A 17,487-nucleotide genomic window follows, 5' to 3' on the forward strand; every position below is an offset into this window, starting at 1 on the left:
GCTAACAGGCCATTACAGGAGAGCATGATGAGCACATGGAAAACGCCCCAACGCATTTGGCTCACAGGTGCTACGTCAGGCATTGGTGAAGCGCTTGCCACAAAGCTCATCGCCCAAGGTCACCATGTTGTGCTTAGTGCTCGAAACCAAGAGGCGCTCGATGATTTATGTGACGGTCATCCCAATGCTTATTCGCTCCCCGTTGATATCAGCGACCACCAAGCAGTGATTGCAGCGGGTGAACAGATCAGCACATGGCTGGGCGCACTGGATATTGCCTTATTCAATGCAGGCACCTGCGAATATCTAGACGCGCAGCATTTTGATATGGCGCTGATTGAGCGGGTTTTCACCCCAAACCTGTTTGGTACCCTGTATGGCGTGGAAGCAGCCCTGCCATTATTAAGAGCTGCTCGCAAAGAGGGTAAACCTGCTCGCCTAGCCGCCACCTCTAGCGCATCTGCCTATTTACCGCTGCCCAGAGCCGAAGCCTATGGCGCCTCAAAAGCGGCTATCAGTTACTTTTTGGAGTCATTACGTCTCGACCTCGATCAAGAAGGCATTGATGTCAGCGTCATTCACCCAGGCTTTGTTAAAACCCCGTTGACCGATCGCAATGATTTTCCAATGCCCATGCAAGTCACCGCGGAACAAGCGGCCGATGCCATCATTGCCGGTCTTGTCAAAGGAAAGTTGGATATTCACTTTCCACGTCGCTTCACCTATCTGGTGAAATGTTTAGGAATTTTACCGCCTGCGCTGCGTCGTCATATCGGCCTACGCATGACAAGACGTCAAGAGGAGCAACAATGAGTGGCATAGCTTCACAGCGTATCGCAATTATCGGCAGCGGTATTAGCGGCATGGCAGCGGGTTGGTACTTATCCTCCCAGCATGAAGTCACTCTGTTTGAAGCAGACGGGCGTCTTGGCGGGCACACGGCCACGATGGACGTGGAGGTCGGTGGGAAGTCCTACGCTATCGACACGGGCTTTATTGTTTTCAATGACTGGACCTATCCCCATTTCCAACGCTTACTAGAAACGCTCGAAGTGCCTAGCCAAGCCACCGAAATGAGTTTTTCGGTGCATGAAACCAATGTTGATTTTGAATATAACGGCCATACGCTAGGCTCGCTGTTTGCCCAGCGGCGCAACTTGCTTAGCCCCGCTTTTTATCGTCTGTTAAGCGACATCTTGCGCTTTAACAGACAAGCAACGGCTGACTTAGAGGCCAAGCGCCTTCCTAGCAACACAACGCTAGGCCAATACCTTGACCAACATGGCTACGGTGAAGCTTTTCAGCGACGTTATCTGCTGCCCATGGGGGCCGCCATTTGGTCTGCGAGCATTGGCGATCTACGCGCCTTTCCACTGACGTTCTTCGTCCGTTTTTTCCGCAATCACGGCTTGCTGTCGGTTAACCACCGCCCTCAATGGCACACCTTAGTTGGCGGCTCGAAACGCTACATCCCCAGCATGACAGCGCCATACGCAGCGCGCATTCATCTGAATACGCCTGTAACGCGCATTGAGCGAAACGCCACCGGCGTAATGATCACCACGGCACAAGGCACACAACGCTTTGATCATGTCGTGCTGGCTTGCCATGCCGATCAGGCACTAGCGATGCTCGGCGACCCGACACCCGCTGAGCAAGACATTCTTGCCGCCATGCCTTATCAAGATAACGAGGTAGTGCTGCATACCGATACCTCGCTGCTGCCCCGGCGGCAGCGCGCCTGGGCTAGCTGGAACTACCGCTTAGATGGCAGAGGAGCAGACGAGCGGGTGTCTGTTACCTACAACATGAATATTTTGCAGCGATTGAAAGGGGCCGAGACTACTTTTTGCGTCACGCTTAACGACTCAAACAGCATTGACCCTGCGAAAGTGCTCGGACGTTATACCTATGCCCACCCCCAATTCACACTGGCAGGACAGGCAGCGCAAATGCGTCATGACGAGATATCCTCGGTTGCTCGGCGTACTCACTTCTGCGGTGCTTACTGGCGCAATGGTTTTCACGAAGATGGGGTATGGAGCGCGCTGCGGGTTGCCCAAGCACTAGGTTGTGATGAAGCCGCTGCGCCGCCAACAACGCCCACAGCACTCCCGGCTCATGACCTTATGCCCACTAACAGCGTTGGGGAGGGTCTCGGATGATTACTGCGCCTCGCTCGCGTATTTACCGCGGCACCTTGCGCCATCGTCGCTTCACTCCTAAGGAGCACGCTTTCAGTTACCGCGTTTGGATGGCGTGGCTCGACTTGGATGAGTTGCCGACCCTGTTTGACAATGTGCCTTGCTTTAGCGCCCGAAGGCCAGCACTAGCACGCTTTCGTCGCGAAGATTATCTCGGTCCTATTGATAAGCCATTGCGTACAGCGGTACGCGAGGAGCTAGTTCGTCAGTTGGGTAGTGCCCCCAGTGGCAAGATTTACGTACTGACCCAATTACGCACCTTTGGCACTGTCTTCAATCCTGTTTCGATGTACTACGCCTATGACCATCTTGGCAGGCTGGCGGCTGTCGTTGGTGAAGTCACTAATATGCCCTGGAAAGAGCGTACCTGCTATGCCTGTCGGATCGACCCTGCTCGTCATAGCCATCATGCAAGCTTTGACAAAGCCATGCATGTATCGCCGTTTAACCCCATGGAAATGACCTACCGTTGGAAGCTCAATGCACCCGGCGATCAGCTCTATCTGCACATGGAAAACTGGCAAAGCGGGCAGCGTCATTTCGACGCCACGCTCACGTTAGAGGCTGCGCCAGCGACACGCGGCGTTCTATTAGCAACGCTTGCACGTCAGCCCTGGATGAGCCTGAAAACAGTGGCGGGAATTCATTTTGAAGCGTTTCGCCTCTGGCTGAAGCGCATCCCCGTTTATAACCACCCTAAGCGCAAGGAAACTTCAAAATGACAACCCTGCGTTCTACGCCCCCTGACATACAACCAGTTAACCAGGATCGTTTCACTCGCTGGTTGAAGCCTCGCCTGATGACTCAATTAGATGCCTTCCAGGGTGGCCGTATTACCTTAATTGAAGGCAACCAGTGTCACCACCTGGGTCAAGAAGGGCCGCTTCAAGTGACCGTCGTGATTCGTCACTCCCGCGCCTGGAAAAGGCTCGCGTTTGGTGGCACAGTGGGCGCAGCTGAATCCTATATGGATGGCGACTGGGATGCTGATGACTTAGTGGCCTTGGTGCGTTTGTTCGCGGCCAATTTGGATCACGTAAACGGTAAAATGGAAAACGGAAGCGCTCGTTTCGCCCGCTGGCTGCTTGGCGCTGCCTATCGCTTCCAACGTAATAGCCTTTCCGGTTCAAAGCGTAATATCTCGGCACACTACGATATTGGCAATGACCTTTTTGCCACGTTTCTTGATCAACGCCACTGGATGTACTCGAGCGCTGTTTTCCCTTATCCAGAAGCCAGCCTGGAAGAAGCGTCTACCTACAAACTCGATATCATGCTCGAAAAGCTAGATGTACGCCCAGAACATCACTTGCTAGAAATTGGTACTGGCTGGGGTGGTCTTGCAATACACGCCGCCAAAACTCGTGGCTGCCATGTCACTACCACCACCATTTCTGAAGAGCAGTACGCCCATACCGCCCGGCGCATTCAAGAAGAGGGGCTCGACGATAAAATCACCCTGCTAAAGCAGGATTATCGTGAGCTGACAGGTCGCTACGATCGACTGATCTCTGTTGAGATGATTGAAGCCGTCGGCCACCAGTATTTGAACACCTACCTTGAAAAGGTCGACAGCCTGCTGACCGACGATGGCCAGGCTATGCTGCAAGCCATCACTATCCGAGACCAACGGTTTGAAGAAGCCAAGCGGGATATGGACTTTATTAAGCGCTATATTTTCCCCGGTGGTTTTTTGCCGTCTCATCACGCCATGCTAACCAGTGTGATGCGCAAAACCTCACTGAACGTAGTCGCGCTTGATGAAATTGGCCAGCACTATGCCCGCACTCTACGCGAGTGGCGCCATCGCTTTGAAACCAGCCTAGAGCAGATAAGGCAACAAGGGTACGACGAACGGTTTATTCGCATGTGGCGTTACTATTTGTGCTACTGCGAGGGGGGCTTTATTGAGCGCTCTATTGGTACGTGCCACTTGTTGCTAGCGAAACCAGCCGCCAAACCCGAGCCGTTAACGGGCGCACTATAAATGGCTAGCCCACGCTGGCAAAGCTTGCTGTTCAACGCACTACGCTTCGAAGTGGGCTGGCTGCTGTGCGTTCTGGGGGGATCATGGGTAGCTGCCATTATGGGAAGTGCGCTGCTAGGCTGGCATTTCTGGCGCTGCGCCAAGCCCGGCGAATGGCGTTTCATTGGTGTGTTTGCGCTATTGGGGTTAGCGTTGGACGGAGGCCTTCATTTGGCAGGAGGTTTCGACTTCGGTGAACACACCTTGGTGGCTGGTTTACTGCCACTGTGGCTTTGGATGTTGTGGCCGCTGTTTGCAACACTAGTATTTCACTCGCTTGCTTGGCTGTGGCAATACCCAATGATTGCGGCGGTTTGCGGTGCGGTCAGCGGGCCACTGTCCTATGTTGGCGGCGCAACGCTCACCGGCGTTAGCTTAGCCCCCTGGTTACTGCCGGCACAGGCCATTATTTGGGCAGTGCTGTGTTTGTGTATCAGTCGTTACGCTAACCACAAAGTCGCTGCTTCTGGCGTTCATTAATACTTGCTTCTAGCATGGCGTTTAGCATTTACGAAGGCATTGATTCAGCCAGTATGCGCGGCACCCAACGTTGCTCAAGCTCCGCAGCAGGTAAGGGCCTAGCAAAATAGAACCCTTGCACTGACGTACAACCGGCGTTAATCAGAAACTGACATTGCGCTTGAGTTTCTACGCCTTCGGCGACCACTTCCAGTCCCATCCCCTCTGCCATCGCCAACACAGCCGTGACAATAGCGGCATCTGCTTGGTCATGAGGCAGTTCACGAATAAACGCACGATCTAGCTTAATTTTATCTACCGGCAATCGCTTCAAATAACCAAGCGATGAATAGCCAGTACCAAAATCATCGATTGCAATCGCATAGCCTTGGTTACGCAGCGCCTGCAGGCGAGGCCCCATATCCCCGGCACGCTCGTCCAGCAAAACAGATTCTGTCAATTCCAAGCCAATTTGCGACGTTTTTAGTTGGTAGCGTTCTAAACAACTAGACAGCTGAGTTTCTAGGTCTCCCTGAAAAAGCTGCAGCGCAGAAATATTGACCCATACCGTCACTTTCGGCATACCGCTGTATTGCCAGTGCGCCTGCTGGGCACAGGCTTTTTCGATCACCCAACTACCGAGTTCGGCCATCAATCCATGACGTTCAGCAAGCGGTATAAAATCGCCCGGAGAGATCATGCCATCCTCAGGGTGACGCCAGCGCAGCAGCGCTTCCATACCCACTAAATCGCCAGTTCCTGGATGATGCTGCGTTTGGTAATGCAGCTCCAGCTGATCACCGGATATCAACGCGGCCCGCAAATCGCTCACCAGAGCAAGCTGGGGATTATCTTGTTTATCCAGCGCGGGGCGAAACCGCTGGCTAAGATTACGCCCTAAGCGTTTGGCACTGTATAAGGCAGACTCTAGCCGCTGAAAAAGCACGCCGGAATCACTGCCATCTTCAGGGGCACGACAGCTACCAATCGTTAACCCCAGACGTAGCGATTGATCTTTTATTTCGAATGGTCGGCTCATGTGCTCACGCAGGGTCGCTACCCACTGATCATGGTCATCAAAGGTGGTCGTGCGAATCACCATAAATTCATCACCACCCAGCCTACCCACTGCGCTGCCAGCCATATAACCCGTTAATCGTTGGGCAAAGCGCGCTAACAAACGATCCCCCTGCTCGACCCCTAAGCTGTCATTCACCGATTTGAGCCCATCAATATCAATCAACGCCATATCCAAACTTTCACCTGCTCGCAGATGGCGCAGCCGAGAGGACATCAGATCGTGTAAGCGCCGCCGGTTTGGCAATCCCGTTAGCGGGTCTTCATAACCAATTCGGCGCAGATCACGCTCGCGTGCTTTTTGGGAGGAAATATCGGTAAAGAGGCTGATAAAGTGAGTAATTTTGCCACGCTTGTCGGTAACCGCACGGACCTTTAGCCACTCAGGGTACTCATCACCGTGCTTGCGGCGATTCCACATCTCGCCCTCCCAACGGCCAGTCGCCTTTAACGTGCTCCAAAACGTCTGATAAAACGCTTTATCGTGACGCTGAGCCGCCAACGTCTCTAGCTTACGGCCAATCATTTCCTGGCTTTCGAAGCCGGTAATTTGAGTAAAGGCGGGGTTGACCGTCAAGACGCGGTTATGCACATCGCTGATGACAATGGCGTCACTCGCCAACCCTATTGCATCTTGCGAAAGACGTAGCCGTAAATGTTGTTGGCGTATTTGGTTCCAAGCATCCCACATGCCAAATGCAACCAAGCTGGCCGCCACCATACGTAACGCCGAGTCAGGCACCCACACACAAGCGGGCAGCGCTATTAGCGCCAACCACACCAGCGGACGATTAAGAGAAACAGACAGCCACATGGCGGTTTAGTGTGTCCTATAAATGAGCCAAATAGGGCATGGGTTACAGATCTGGCATCATGCCGCTTAACAAAAAAACATGGATACACCATATTACGTCAATAGGGCGTTTATTGTGCAGAATCGCGTATTTGAAATAACGAAATACTAACAACCTCTATCGGCAGACAGGTAAAAAGCTGTAGAGAAAACACGATAAGTGCCCAACAACGTGCATTCAGAGGTTTCGGGAAGTAGACTAGACCCAACTACCATCTTGATACTCGGAACGATTCAGTGACCAAGCAACATTCCTTTGATCGCGAAGAACTACTGGCCTGCTCGCGCGGTGAGCTATTTGGCCCAGGAAACGCACAGCTTCCGGCACCCAACATGCTGATGCTCGATCGCATCATGCACATTCACGAAGAAGGTGGTGTGCATGGTAAAGGCGAGCTAATTGCCGAACTGGACATCACTCCGGACCTGTGGTTTTTTGATTGCCACTTCCCCGGTGACCCAGTCATGCCAGGCTGCTTGGGGCTAGATGCCATGTGGCAGCTTGTGGGTTTCTACTTGGGTTGGCTTGGCCACCCAGGCCGTGGACGTGCACTGGGCTGTGGCGACGTTAAATTCAGCGGCCAGATTCTACCCGACGCGAAAAAAGTAACGTATCACATTAATGTGAAGCGCATTATTACCCGCCGACTTATTCTAGGCATCGCCGACGGCACTGTGTCCGTCGACGGACGCGATATATACCAGGCTAATGATTTGCGCGTTGGCCTATTCACCTCCACTGCGAATTTCTGACAGGAGGCTCCCATGCGACGAGTGGTAGTCACCGGCCTTGGCATCGTATCGTGCTTAGGCAACGACCAGCAACAGGTCTTAGACGCGCTCAAAAACGGGCGCAGCGGTATTCGTTTTAAGGAAGAGTACGCCGAACGCGGCTTCCGTAGCCATGTCGCGGGTAGCGTCGACATCGACCTTGATTCTCTCATTGACCGCAAACTTCGCCGATTTATGGGCGACGCGGCAGCGTATGCCTATGTATCTATGGCACAAGCCATTGAGGATTCGGGGCTCTCTGAAGAGCAGGTGTCCAACGAACGGACTGGGCTTATAGCCGGGTCTGGCGGGGCATCCAGTGCGAATCAGGTAGAAGCAGCCGATGTCATGCGCGAAAAAGGCCTACGCCGTGTGGGGCCATACCGTGTTACCCGCACGATGGGCAGCACCGTGTCAGCATGCTTGGCAACGCCATTTAAGATAAAAGGCGTTAATTTTTCTATCTCCTCCGCCTGTGCGACGTCTGCTCACTGCATTGGTAGTGCGATGGAACAAATCCAGCTTGGTAAGCAGGATATCGTGTTTGCCGGTGGTGGCGAAGAAGAGCACTGGACCCTTTCTTGCTTATTTGATGCGATGGGCGCCCTTTCAACTCATTACAACGATACGCCAGAGAAAGCCTCTCGCCCTTATGATCAAGCACGCGATGGGTTTGTCATTGCTGGTGGCGGTGGCATGTTAGTGCTTGAAGAGCTGGAGCATGCTAAAGCCCGTGGCGCCAAGATATACGGCGAATTGGTGGGCTACGGCGCCACCTCCGACGGCCACGATATGGTTGCCCCTTCCGGGGAAGGTGCGACGCGTTGCATGCGTCAGGCCATGGCGACGGTTAAGGGTGATATTGATTATATTAACACCCACGGCACGTCTACGCCGGTGGGCGATGTGGCTGAGCTGAAGGCGATCCGTGAAGTGTTTGGCAATACCACACCTGCTATGAGCTCAACCAAGTCGCTTACCGGCCACTCGTTAGGCGCAACCGGCGTTCAAGAAGCGATTTATTCGCTGCTAATGATGCAAAATGACTTCGTCGCTGCCTCAGCTAATATCGAGAATCTTGATGAGCAGGCAGATGGGTTCGACATCGTTAGAGAGCGACGTGATGGCGTTACCATCGACCGAGTGCTCTCCAACAGCTTTGGGTTTGGCGGCACTAACGCTTGCTTGGTTTTTCAGCGCTTTAATGGCTAATTCCTAGTCATGCAGTGCATGTGCAATACGCTATAAAAACGGCGCCTTAAGGCGCCGTTTTTATGTTCATCGAAAGGTTGCTTAACTTAACGAGAAGCTGGCCGAGGCACCTCTGAAATCTCTTGCAACTGCCCTTCAATCCAGGCTTCAACATCCACCAGTACCTCATCGGGTGTACGGCCTGCAGTTTCTATAGGCGCACCAATGCGAACCCGAAGCACGCCAGGGTGCTTTACCCAATGGCGACCAGGCCAGCGTTCACCAGCATTATGCGCCACTGGCAGTACCGGTACGCCTGCTCGGCAGGCCACTACGCTACCACTCTTGTTGTAGCGCTTTCGGACCCCTGGGTCGACACGCGTTCCCTCTGGAAAAATAAGCACTGAAAGCCCCGTTCCCAGTCGCGCGACACCCTGCGTCAACACCTGCTTCATAGCGCGGGCAGGCTTCGAGCGATCCAGACTAATCGGCCGCAACAGACGTAATCCCCAACCAAAAATAGGCAGTCGCAATAACTCCTGCTTTAATACCGTGCAAACGGGCGGCTTCATCACCTGCAGAAATACCGTTTCCCACTCACATTGGTGGTTGGCCTGGATCACACAGGGGCCCGCCGGAATATTTTCTCGCCCCTGAATGTCGTATCGCACGCCACACGCAACTTTGAACCACGCCATCAAAAAATGGTTATAGAGGTTTAGCAAACGATAACGGGCAGCCAACGGCAAAAACGGTGCAATCGGCAAAAAAAGAACGCCAATCAACAGCATGGCAGAAAAATATCCCACATAAAAAACCAAGCTGCGAACCAGATTGATCAAGCCAACTCTCCTGTCCCTTCGCCCTGCTGTTGTTCCCGCCTCAAACACCACGCATCCAGCATTCGTCCTACCTCCAGCCGCCATGGCTTCTGGTGAACACCAAACACATCAAGAACACGGCGGCAATTAAGGACTCGCCGCAGCTTGGCATCATGGTGATGATTAAGTGCTTGTACTTCGCCAAGGGCGACACTTTCGCCGCGACCTTCCAGATGGGTTGCCAGTTGGGTGCGAACCATTGAGGTAAATGTAAACGCACTGACAGGCTCGGTGCCCGCTAAGTGGTAAGCCCCCCAAGCATCGGCCCCACAGACTTGCTGCTGCAGCATGCCTATCAACGCCATGGCGACAGCATCGGCAGACGTAGGGCAAAAAATGACATCCTCAGCGGCGCGAGCAGACTGCCCAATCATCAAGCTGTCGATTATTTCGTTTAGCCACGCATGGCTGCCTTCCAGCGCAAACAAGGGGCCTAAGCGAACAATGAGATGTCGGTGATACTCAGCACGAATACGATCGCCCGCTTGCACTAAGCGGCGCAGGCTCTCATCCCTGGGAGCAGGCACCACATGTTCATCGATGGGGATTTCAAAACCGTCTTCGTAAAGCTGGTCTGAAACACACCACACCAACGCAATGCCTTGTGCTTGGCATGCATCGACGCAGACATCAACGGCATCAGCGTGTGCCATTACATCGGCAGGTGCCATACTGAGCGGGTGCGCTAATGGGGGAATAATCACCGCATCAGGTGTTATCGCCTGGAGTTGAGCGGAGGTAATCGTAGTACCCTGCTCAATAACAAGCTCAGTATCCGTTCGACGACTGGCTTCTCGGGCTAATGCCAAACTTAAGCAGTGCCCCGCATCTAGTATCAGCAGCTTCAAGACAGAACCTCCCTCTCACCTAACCCCAGGAATGTGGCGAACTATTCAGTTCAGGCGGTCAGAACGGAATTTCGTCGTCAAAATCATCGAAGTTGCCTGGATCGGGGGCCCCATAATTGCTGTTTTGATTAGCCGGGGCTGGCTGGTTGTGTTGTGGTCCACGAGCAGGCTGGGGCGCGCCGCCATAGTTACCTTGAGGAGCACCACCTTGAGGAGGATAACCACCCTGCTGTGGCATACCGCCACCCTGATGACCCTGAGGGGCCGCATGCTGAGGAGCTGAGTGCTGCGGCGCGGGTTGCTGCTGAGCCGGCGCACCTTGCGCAGGGTTATTTTGTGCGTAACCACCTTGAGGGGCTCCGCCACCCTGGAAATCGCCGCCACGGCTATCTAGCATCTGCATATCGTTGGCCACAATTTCCGTGCTGTAGCGATCTTGACCATTTTGGTCTTGCCACTTACGGGTTTGTAGGCGACCTTCAATGTATACCTTGGAGCCCTTTTTCAGGTACTGCTGGGCAATTTCAGCGGTTTTATTGAACAACACAATGCGGTGCCACTCGGTACGCTCTTGGCGCTGTCCACTTTGGCGGTCCATCCAGGTGTCAGACGTCGCCAAATTCAGGTTTGCTACCGCCGTTCCTGAGGGCGTAAAGCGTACTTCAGGGTCTTGGCCCAGATTACCAATCAAGATGACTTTGTTAATACCGCGCGCCATAGGTCGCTCCTTTCAATAATCGGTCATATATCAATACCAGTGCCGTCAAGGGTATCACTGATACGGCTGACAGGCCTGAATGCCATGCAGCAAATGTGTGTAAAAGCTTCGCTATGTGTTTAAACATGGAGGTGTAAACGCTTGCTGTACAAATGATCAGAGATGGTCGTTACGTCTTAGGTGGTGATAACAACCTCGTCAGCGCTGCTTGATCGAGTTCTTTGCGATTCACTTTCAGGTACATCAAGCGCTCCTCCGGCACCACCATTACATCTTCCACGCCCACAACATCAGCGAGATGTTCCATCAACAGATTTAATGCATCAGGCTGCGTATCGTGTAGTGCTACGACTTCGCTGGAGAGAGGCGGTGGCGACGGCATACGCCACATCGCCAGCCACCACAGCAGCGCTAGCCCTGCACAGCCGAAGAACACCGCATCAAGCCCCCATAGATTCGACAACAAGCCACCCAGCGTGCCTCCTAAAAAAGCACCCAAAAACTGGCTGGTAGAGTACACACCCATCGCGGTGCCTTTAGCACCCGCGGGTGCCAACTTACTGAGCATTGATGGCAGCGTGGCTTCGAGCAAGTTAAATCCTGTAAAAAAAACAAATAGCCATGCGAACAGCCAGCTCTCTTGGGAGAATGGCAGCCCCAGGCTGCCCAAGCTAATGACAATGGCGCCGATTGCCAGCAAGCATATTAATTTCATGCGCTGGTATTTCTCGGCCACGATCACCAGCGGCACCATAGCAATAAACGACAGCGCCATAATCGCTAGATAAGCCAGCCCGTGATACTCAATCGCGACGCCTGCATTTAATAGACGGAAAGGAACAGCAACAAAAATCGCCATTAACACCAGATGCAGCGAAAAAATCGACAGATCTAGCCGCCATAAATCGGGGCGCGTAATAACACTTTTAAACTGCTGGCGATCCATCCCCACATCGCGGTGGCGCAAACGGCGTGGTGCGGGCGGCACCCATCGCCAAAGCACCACTAAACCGACGAGCGTTAACAGCGCCGTAAACCAAAAAACGCCCGCTAGGCCCGCCCAAGCCGCCAGCCAGGGGCCAAGAACCATGGCAATCGCAAACGACACGCCAATGGAGAGCCCAATCGTGGCCATCGCCGCCGTCCGCACCTGCTCACGGGTTTGGTCGGCCAGTAGCGCCATAATCGCTGCAGCAACGGCACCACAGCCTTGCAGCGCGCGACCCAAAATAACCCCGCCAATGGAGTCTGCCATAGCAGCGACCACGCTTCCTACGGCAAAAATCAGTAAGCCCATGGCAATAACGCGCTTACGACCAATACGGTCTGACAGCAGCCCAAAGGGGATCTGTAGCGTTGCCTGAGTTAGTCCATAGACACCTAATGCGACACCAATTAACAATGGGGTAGCGCCACTTAAGGTGTCAGCGTAAAGCGCCAACACCGGCAGCACCATAAACAACCCCAGCATACGAGACGCATAAAGCCCGGCTAAGCCGCTGATTGCACGGCGTTCAGTGGCCAGCAGCAGTGCGGAAACCTTGCGCATAATACCCTTGTGGTCAATAAAGGGGCTGAACAGCCCGAGATAACCGTCCATTCTAGCGCTTTGTATCCACGCTGGAAACGCCAAGCGCTGACCCCATATCAATATGGAGCTTTGCCGGGAGGGGTACAGCAAACGTATAATTACACTTTTGCCACGCGATTCGAGGTGTTGATGGACAGCATTCTGGTCAGGGGTGCACGCACCCACAACCTCAAGCAGATCGATGTGGAGCTGCCCCGCGACAAACTTATCGTCATTACCGGTCTTTCCGGCTCAGGTAAGTCGTCGCTGGCGTTCGATACGCTCTACGCTGAGGGGCAACGCCGCTATGTGGAGTCGCTTTCCACCTATGCGCGTCAGTTCCTTTCGATGATGGAAAAGCCCGATGTGGATCACATCGAAGGGCTTTCGCCTGCGATCTCTATTGAGCAGAAATCCACGTCCCACAACCCCCGCTCTACCGTCGGCACGATTACCGAGATTTACGATTACCTGCGCCTACTGTTCGCCCGGGCAGGCACACCACGTTGTCCAGAGCACGGCGAGGAACTGGAAGCACAAACCATTTCCCAAATGGTCGACCAAGTCATGAACCTGGCCGAAGGCACCAAATTGATGCTGCTTGCACCGGTGGTGAAAGGTCGTAAAGGGGAGCACCTGCAACTGCTGGCAGAACTACGGGCTCAAGGCTTCGTTCGGGTACAGATTGATGGTCAAGTGCTAGAACTTGACGATATTGCCCCGCTCGACAAGCGCAAGAAACACGATATCAGCGTGGTGGTTGACCGTTTTAAGGTGCGCGATGATATTGCCCAACGTCTAGCAGAATCGTTTGAAACCGCAATTAATCTCGCCGACGGCACGGCGATGATCCACTTTATGGATGGTGATCAGGAAGACCTTGCCTTTTCAGCACGCTTTGCCTGCCCGGTGTGTGGCTATTCGCTTTCTGAGCTTGAGCCGCGAATGTTTTCGTTCAACAACCCGGCGGGAGCTTGCCCCACCTGTGATGGCTTAGGCGTTCAGCAATATTTTGACCCCGACAAGTTGATTAGCCACCCAGAACTATCGCTAGCAGAAGGCGTGATTAAAGGTTGGGATCGGCGCAACATTTATTACTTTACCCAACTGCAGGCGCTGGCTAAACATTATCAGTTTGAGCTTGAAACGCCATGGATTGAGCTGGCAAGCCATGAGCGTGAGATTATTTTAAATGGCAGTGGCAGCGAACAGATTCCCTTTGTATATGTGGGTGACCGTGGCCGCAAGGTAACGCGCGAGCACGCCTTTGAAGGCGTATTACCCAATATGCAGCGCCGCTATCGGGAAACCGAATCCAATATGGTGCGTGACGATCTGGCCAAGTATATCGCCGTGCAGCCCTGCGCCACTTGTGGCGGCTCGCGGCTGCGCAAAGAGTCACGCCATGTGTTTGTCGATGACCATAACATTGCCGATATTGTGCACTTACCTATCGGTGAGGCATGGCGCTACTTTGCCGAGCTTTCCCTACCGGGCCGCAAAGGCGAGATTGCCGATAAGATCGTTAACGAAATTCATGCCCGGCTAGAGTTTTTGGTTAACGTAGGGCTCGACTACCTGAACCTGGAGCGCAGTGCTGACACGCTCTCGGGGGGCGAAGCACAGCGTATCCGTCTCGCCAGCCAAATTGGCGCGGGGCTGGTGGGCGTGATGTACATTCTGGACGAGCCCTCCATCGGCCTGCACCAGCGGGATAACGACCGTCTGTTGAAAACCCTGGAGCGCCTACGCGACCTGGGCAACACCGTGATCGTGGTTGAGCACGACGAAGACGCCATTCGCGCTGCGGACCATGTACTCGACATCGGTCCTGGTGCAGGTGTCCATGGTGGCGAAATTGTCGCTCAGGGCACGCCTCAAGACGTGATGGACAACCCCAATTCGCTGACCGGCCAGTACTTGTCGGGAACGCGGGAAATCGCTGTGCCCCCCTACCGCATTCCCGGCAATCCGGAAAAGCAGTTGGTGGTGCGCGGCGCTACGGGCAATAACCTGCAAAACGTCACGCTCAGCCTGCCACTGGGGCTGTTTATTGCCGTCACGGGGGTTTCCGGCTCGGGCAAGTCGACGCTGATCAACGGCACCCTGATGCCGATCGCGGCCCGCGAGCTTAACCGCGCCACTACCTTGACCCCGGCTCCCTATGAGAAGGTAGAGGGGCTTGATCAGCTCGATAAAGTGATCGATATTGACCAGAGTCCTATCGGTCGTACGCCGCGCTCAAACCCAGCTACCTATACCGGTATTTTCACCCCGATTCGTGAGCTGTTTGCGGGCACTCAGGAAGCGCGTTCGCGAGGCTACAAGCCAGGCCGGTTCAGCTTTAACGTTAAAGGCGGCCGCTGCGAAGCGTGCCAGGGCGAAGGCATGATCAAGGTAGAGATGCACTTCCTGCCAGATATTTATGTGCCCTGCGATGTGTGTAAAGGCAAACGCTACAACCGCGAAACGTTGGATATCCACTATAAAGGCAAAACGATTCACGAAGTGCTGGCCATGACGGTAGAGGACGCCCTGGAGTTCTTCAGCCCAGTGCCTGCTATCGCTCGTCGTTTGCAAACCCTGTTGGATGTAGGCCTCTCCTATATCCGCCTAGGGCAAAGTGCCACAACCCTTTCTGGCGGTGAAGCGCAGCGTGTCAAACTGGCCCGCGAGCTAGCCAAGCGTGACACGGGGAAAACGCTTTATATATTGGATGAGCCCACCACTGGCCTGCATTTTGAGGATATCCGCCAGCTACTCACGGTACTCCACCGCTTACGTGATCACGGCAATACCATTGTGGTGATCGAGCACAACCTGGATGTGATCAAAACGGCTGACTGGATTATTGATCTTGGCCCAGAAGGTGGCTCCGGTGGTGGACAAATTATTGCCGAAGGAACACCAGAACAGATTGCCAAGCAGAGCGTTTCCCATACAGGGCATTTCCTGGCACCGTTGTTAAAACGTGGTAATCGTGCCAAAAAAACCGCCTAGCGCCACTTCCAGGGTGGGTAACTCCCCCCTGGAAAATGACAGCGATATGCCTGCCCCTCCCCAAGGACGACAAGAGAGCAGAAAAGACCAAGCAACATAGGACGGCCCTGTTTATATTGATTAACGTTTATATTGATCAACAACGCGGCCTGTTAATCGTTGCTAACCTTTTTAGGAGAAGGAAGCTGTGGATCAGGATAAAAGCTGCATTATTAGCCACTTCAGTCACTACTGCTCACTAACTGAAGCAGAAAAAGCGCTATTAATCGAGTTGGAAGAGAGTCCTACCGATATCAAAGCAGGGTCACTGCTGTGGGAAATTGACGCCCCCGCGAATGAGTTTTGCACCTTGCGCAGTGGCTGGGCTTACTCCTATCGACATTTAGAAAACGGCGATCGGCAAATTCTGGAAGTATTTTTGCCTGGCGATATTATCGGTTTGCGAGAGTTTGCGTTTTCCAGGCGGCTGGAAAACGTGCGCATGATTACTGACGGCGTGGTCTGCCATTTTCCCCATAAGCGCATGCTAGAGCTATTTCGTCAGTCACTAACGCTGACCTCGGTGATGTTTGCCATTGGCAGTCGCCATCAGGCGCTACTAACGGAACGGCTGGTCAACTTAGCGCGGCGTAGTGCTAGGCAAAAAATGGCCCACTTCCTCCATGAAATGTACCTACGCTTACGCCAGACTAATCATGACATCAGCGAACAGTTCCGTTTGCCACTTTCTCAAGAACAGTTAGCCGACATTCTAGGTTTGAGCCCGGTTCATGTGAGCCGAACCTTTAGCGCATTGAGTGAAGATGGCTTGGTGTTCCGTGACCGCCATAACGTCACTATTCCCGATTTAAAGGCGTTGGCTACCGAGGGGGAATTCGACGACTGTTATTTAACCGATAACGTCAGGCCGCTACTTGTTAGCGCCTGAGCCCTAGCGCCTGAATCAACGGCAGATTATTCGTTTTTAAACTTTTCTATCCTTAAAATAAGCAACGCCGCGTGGCTCTCTAGACCACGCGGCGTTGTTGGTTAGCGTTCTAGTGGGTTTGTCTGGCTTAGCCGCACTTAGACCAGCCGCAGCCTGCATAGCAGGTTGGGCAGCCATCCATCATAATAAGCTCACCGCGACACTCAGGACAGTTACCCACGGTTGCCGGGCCACTGCCTTCAGGCTTTTTTACGGCGTTTTCTTGCTCAGCGGCACCGCCAATCGGCTCCACAGCGCTAACCGCTGAGCTGGTCTCTGGCTCGTCGACCGGTGGTTGCCAAGCATGGCCATGCTGCATGCGGTGCGCATAACGCTCTACCAACATTTCTACCGGTACTTGGTTACCATCCTGGTCCAAGAACCCGCGCCGATAAAGAATCTGCTGGATCGACCAGGCAATCGCCGCCACTTCGGAATCGTGGAACATTGGCTTGTTCCAACGGTTCATACCACAGCGCACTAACCCTTTATCCCACGCCACTTTACGCAGGTCAGCCACTGCCTGGGTGACATATCCCCCGCGCGCAGCAAGGGAAAGGCTACGCATCGTCGCCGTAATCCATTGGTGCTCGCTGGAAAGCTGTCCTGATGGGAAAAAGAACTCAACCGGGCGCTCAATGACCACACGTCGGCCACCCACCACCCCTTCCACGGGCATAAAAGAGACCAGCAGATAGACTTTTTTGCGACCTTCCGCCCCCACATAAGAGATCTTTTCGGATACCGCTTCTAGCGTTCCTTCTGGGCGCGAGGGAATCCTGACCGTCAGCGGGTCTTCTTCCGGAAGTTCAGGGGCAGGCGCTGCCTGCTCCTGCTGCTTGATACGGTAACCAACGATTTTTGAGGTAATTTCTACAGCCATGGTGTTCTCCACTTAGCAAAGGGTGTCGGGCGATGTTCG

The 17,487-nt window shown here is 53.7% G+C and carries 15 protein-coding genes; 9 read left to right on the forward strand and 6 right to left on the reverse strand.

Translation table 11 applies throughout. The features are described from left to right. Nucleotides 1-27: 27 nt before the first annotated feature. Genes JFC11_RS11285 through JFC11_RS11305 form a run of 5 tightly spaced genes read left to right on the forward strand, consistent with a single transcriptional unit; the run spans nucleotide 28 to nucleotide 4,710 of the window. On the forward strand, nucleotides 28-813 hold the full coding sequence (locus tag JFC11_RS11285; protein ID WP_038480302.1) for an SDR family NAD(P)-dependent oxidoreductase: 786 nt from the start codon (nucleotides 28-30) through the stop codon (nucleotides 811-813). Continuing rightward, nucleotides 810-2,165, forward strand: a complete 1,356-nt coding sequence (locus JFC11_RS11290) for an NAD(P)/FAD-dependent oxidoreductase (protein ID WP_198349558.1) — start codon at nucleotides 810-812, stop codon at nucleotides 2,163-2,165. The genes JFC11_RS11285 and JFC11_RS11290 overlap by 4 nt, the downstream gene beginning before the upstream one ends. Then, on the forward strand, nucleotides 2,162-2,926 hold the full coding sequence (locus JFC11_RS11295; RefSeq protein ID WP_038480296.1) for a DUF1365 domain-containing protein: 765 nt from the start codon (nucleotides 2,162-2,164) through the stop codon (nucleotides 2,924-2,926). The genes JFC11_RS11290 and JFC11_RS11295 overlap by 4 nt, the downstream gene beginning before the upstream one ends. Further along, entirely contained in the window at nucleotides 2,923-4,191 is a 1,269-nt protein-coding gene (locus tag JFC11_RS11300) for an SAM-dependent methyltransferase (protein ID WP_198349559.1), read from the forward strand. The genes JFC11_RS11295 and JFC11_RS11300 overlap by 4 nt, the downstream gene beginning before the upstream one ends. Beyond that, the gene (locus JFC11_RS11305) at nucleotides 4,192-4,710 is read left to right on the forward strand and encodes a DUF2878 family protein (protein WP_038480290.1); all 519 of its coding nucleotides are present in this window, start codon (nucleotides 4,192-4,194) and stop codon (nucleotides 4,708-4,710) included. Nucleotides 4,711-4,738: 28 nt separating this feature from the next. On the opposite strand, the gene JFC11_RS11310 is transcribed toward JFC11_RS11305, so the two are convergent. Beyond that, on the reverse strand, nucleotides 4,739-6,580 hold the full coding sequence (locus JFC11_RS11310; protein ID WP_038480288.1) for a putative bifunctional diguanylate cyclase/phosphodiesterase: 1,842 nt from the start codon (nucleotides 6,578-6,580) through the stop codon (nucleotides 4,739-4,741). 276 nt (nucleotides 6,581-6,856) lie between these two features. Between JFC11_RS11310 and fabA the strand changes: the two genes are divergently transcribed. Then, nucleotides 6,857-7,372 carry a 3-hydroxyacyl-[acyl-carrier-protein] dehydratase FabA gene (gene fabA, locus JFC11_RS11315; protein ID WP_038480285.1) on the forward strand — a complete coding sequence of 172 codons (516 nt, stop codon included), beginning with the start codon at nucleotides 6,857-6,859 and terminating at the stop codon, nucleotides 7,370-7,372. Between the two features lie 12 nt (nucleotides 7,373-7,384). Further along, nucleotides 7,385-8,602 (forward strand): beta-ketoacyl-ACP synthase I, encoded by a 1,218-nt coding sequence (gene fabB / locus JFC11_RS11320; RefSeq protein ID WP_038480282.1) that lies wholly within the window; start codon nucleotides 7,385-7,387, stop codon nucleotides 8,600-8,602. Nucleotides 8,603-8,688: 86 nt separating this feature from the next. On the opposite strand, the gene JFC11_RS11325 is transcribed toward fabB, so the two are convergent. The 4 genes from JFC11_RS11325 to JFC11_RS11340 all read right to left on the reverse strand — a co-directional run bounded on the left by JFC11_RS11325 (nucleotide 8,689) and on the right by JFC11_RS11340 (nucleotide 12,577). Beyond that, a complete protein-coding gene (locus JFC11_RS11325; protein ID WP_038480279.1) occupies nucleotides 8,689-9,423 on the reverse strand; it encodes a lysophospholipid acyltransferase family protein in 735 nt (244 codons plus the stop codon). After that, nucleotides 9,420-10,310: a sugar nucleotide-binding protein gene (locus JFC11_RS11330; protein ID WP_038480276.1), complete on the reverse strand. Its 891-nt coding sequence runs from the start codon at nucleotides 10,308-10,310 to the stop codon at nucleotides 9,420-9,422. The genes JFC11_RS11325 and JFC11_RS11330 overlap by 4 nt, the downstream gene beginning before the upstream one ends. 58 nt (nucleotides 10,311-10,368) lie before the next feature. Next, the gene (locus tag JFC11_RS11335; RefSeq protein WP_038480272.1) at nucleotides 10,369-11,028 is read right to left on the reverse strand and encodes a single-stranded DNA-binding protein; all 660 of its coding nucleotides are present in this window, start codon (nucleotides 11,026-11,028) and stop codon (nucleotides 10,369-10,371) included. 169 nt (nucleotides 11,029-11,197) lie between these two features. After that, nucleotides 11,198-12,577 (reverse strand): MFS transporter, encoded by a 1,380-nt coding sequence (locus tag JFC11_RS11340; protein ID WP_038486465.1) that lies wholly within the window; start codon nucleotides 12,575-12,577, stop codon nucleotides 11,198-11,200. A 171-nt stretch (nucleotides 12,578-12,748) separates the two neighbouring features. On the opposite strand from JFC11_RS11340, the gene uvrA reads away from it, so the two are divergent. Both uvrA and JFC11_RS11350 read left to right on the forward strand, forming a co-directional pair. Then, on the forward strand, nucleotides 12,749-15,598 hold the full coding sequence (uvrA, locus tag JFC11_RS11345; protein WP_038480269.1) for an excinuclease ABC subunit UvrA: 2,850 nt from the start codon (nucleotides 12,749-12,751) through the stop codon (nucleotides 15,596-15,598). 187 nt (nucleotides 15,599-15,785) lie between these two features. Continuing rightward, the gene (locus tag JFC11_RS11350; RefSeq protein WP_038480266.1) at nucleotides 15,786-16,526 is read left to right on the forward strand and encodes a Crp/Fnr family transcriptional regulator; all 741 of its coding nucleotides are present in this window, start codon (nucleotides 15,786-15,788) and stop codon (nucleotides 16,524-16,526) included. Nucleotides 16,527-16,653: 127 nt separating this feature from the next. On the opposite strand, the gene JFC11_RS11355 is transcribed toward JFC11_RS11350, so the two are convergent. Continuing rightward, on the reverse strand, nucleotides 16,654-17,448 hold the full coding sequence (locus JFC11_RS11355) for a ribonucleoside-diphosphate reductase (protein ID WP_095604349.1): 795 nt from the start codon (nucleotides 17,446-17,448) through the stop codon (nucleotides 16,654-16,656). Nucleotides 17,449-17,487 lie beyond the last annotated feature (39 nt).

The sequence above is a fragment of the Vreelandella alkaliphila genome (assembly GCF_016107625.1).
Taxonomy (GTDB): Bacteria; Pseudomonadota; Gammaproteobacteria; order Pseudomonadales; family Halomonadaceae; genus Vreelandella; species Vreelandella alkaliphila.

Excerpts from the sequence above, each read along its gene's own strand:
- uvrA (WP_038480269.1), top strand. The coding sequence starts at position 12,749 with ATGGACAGCATTCTGGTCAGGGGTGCACGCACCCACAACCTCAAGCAG.
- JFC11_RS11340 (WP_038486465.1), bottom strand. The coding sequence starts at position 12,577 with ATGCGCAAGGTTTCCGCACTGCTGCTGGCCACTGAACGCCGTGCAATC.
- JFC11_RS11295 (WP_038480296.1), top strand. The coding sequence starts at position 2,162 with ATGATTACTGCGCCTCGCTCGCGTATTTACCGCGGCACCTTGCGCCAT.
- fabB (WP_038480282.1), top strand. The coding sequence starts at position 7,385 with ATGCGACGAGTGGTAGTCACCGGCCTTGGCATCGTATCGTGCTTAGGC.
- JFC11_RS11290 (WP_198349558.1), top strand. The coding sequence starts at position 810 with ATGAGTGGCATAGCTTCACAGCGTATCGCAATTATCGGCAGCGGTATT.
- JFC11_RS11305 (WP_038480290.1), top strand. The coding sequence starts at position 4,192 with ATGGCTAGCCCACGCTGGCAAAGCTTGCTGTTCAACGCACTACGCTTC.
- JFC11_RS11300 (WP_198349559.1), top strand. The coding sequence starts at position 2,923 with ATGACAACCCTGCGTTCTACGCCCCCTGACATACAACCAGTTAACCAG.
- JFC11_RS11335 (WP_038480272.1), bottom strand. The coding sequence starts at position 11,028 with ATGGCGCGCGGTATTAACAAAGTCATCTTGATTGGTAATCTGGGCCAA.
- JFC11_RS11285 (WP_038480302.1), top strand. The coding sequence starts at position 28 with ATGAGCACATGGAAAACGCCCCAACGCATTTGGCTCACAGGTGCTACG.
- JFC11_RS11355 (WP_095604349.1), bottom strand. The coding sequence starts at position 17,448 with ATGGCTGTAGAAATTACCTCAAAAATCGTTGGTTACCGTATCAAGCAG.
- JFC11_RS11310 (WP_038480288.1), bottom strand. The coding sequence starts at position 6,580 with ATGTGGCTGTCTGTTTCTCTTAATCGTCCGCTGGTGTGGTTGGCGCTA.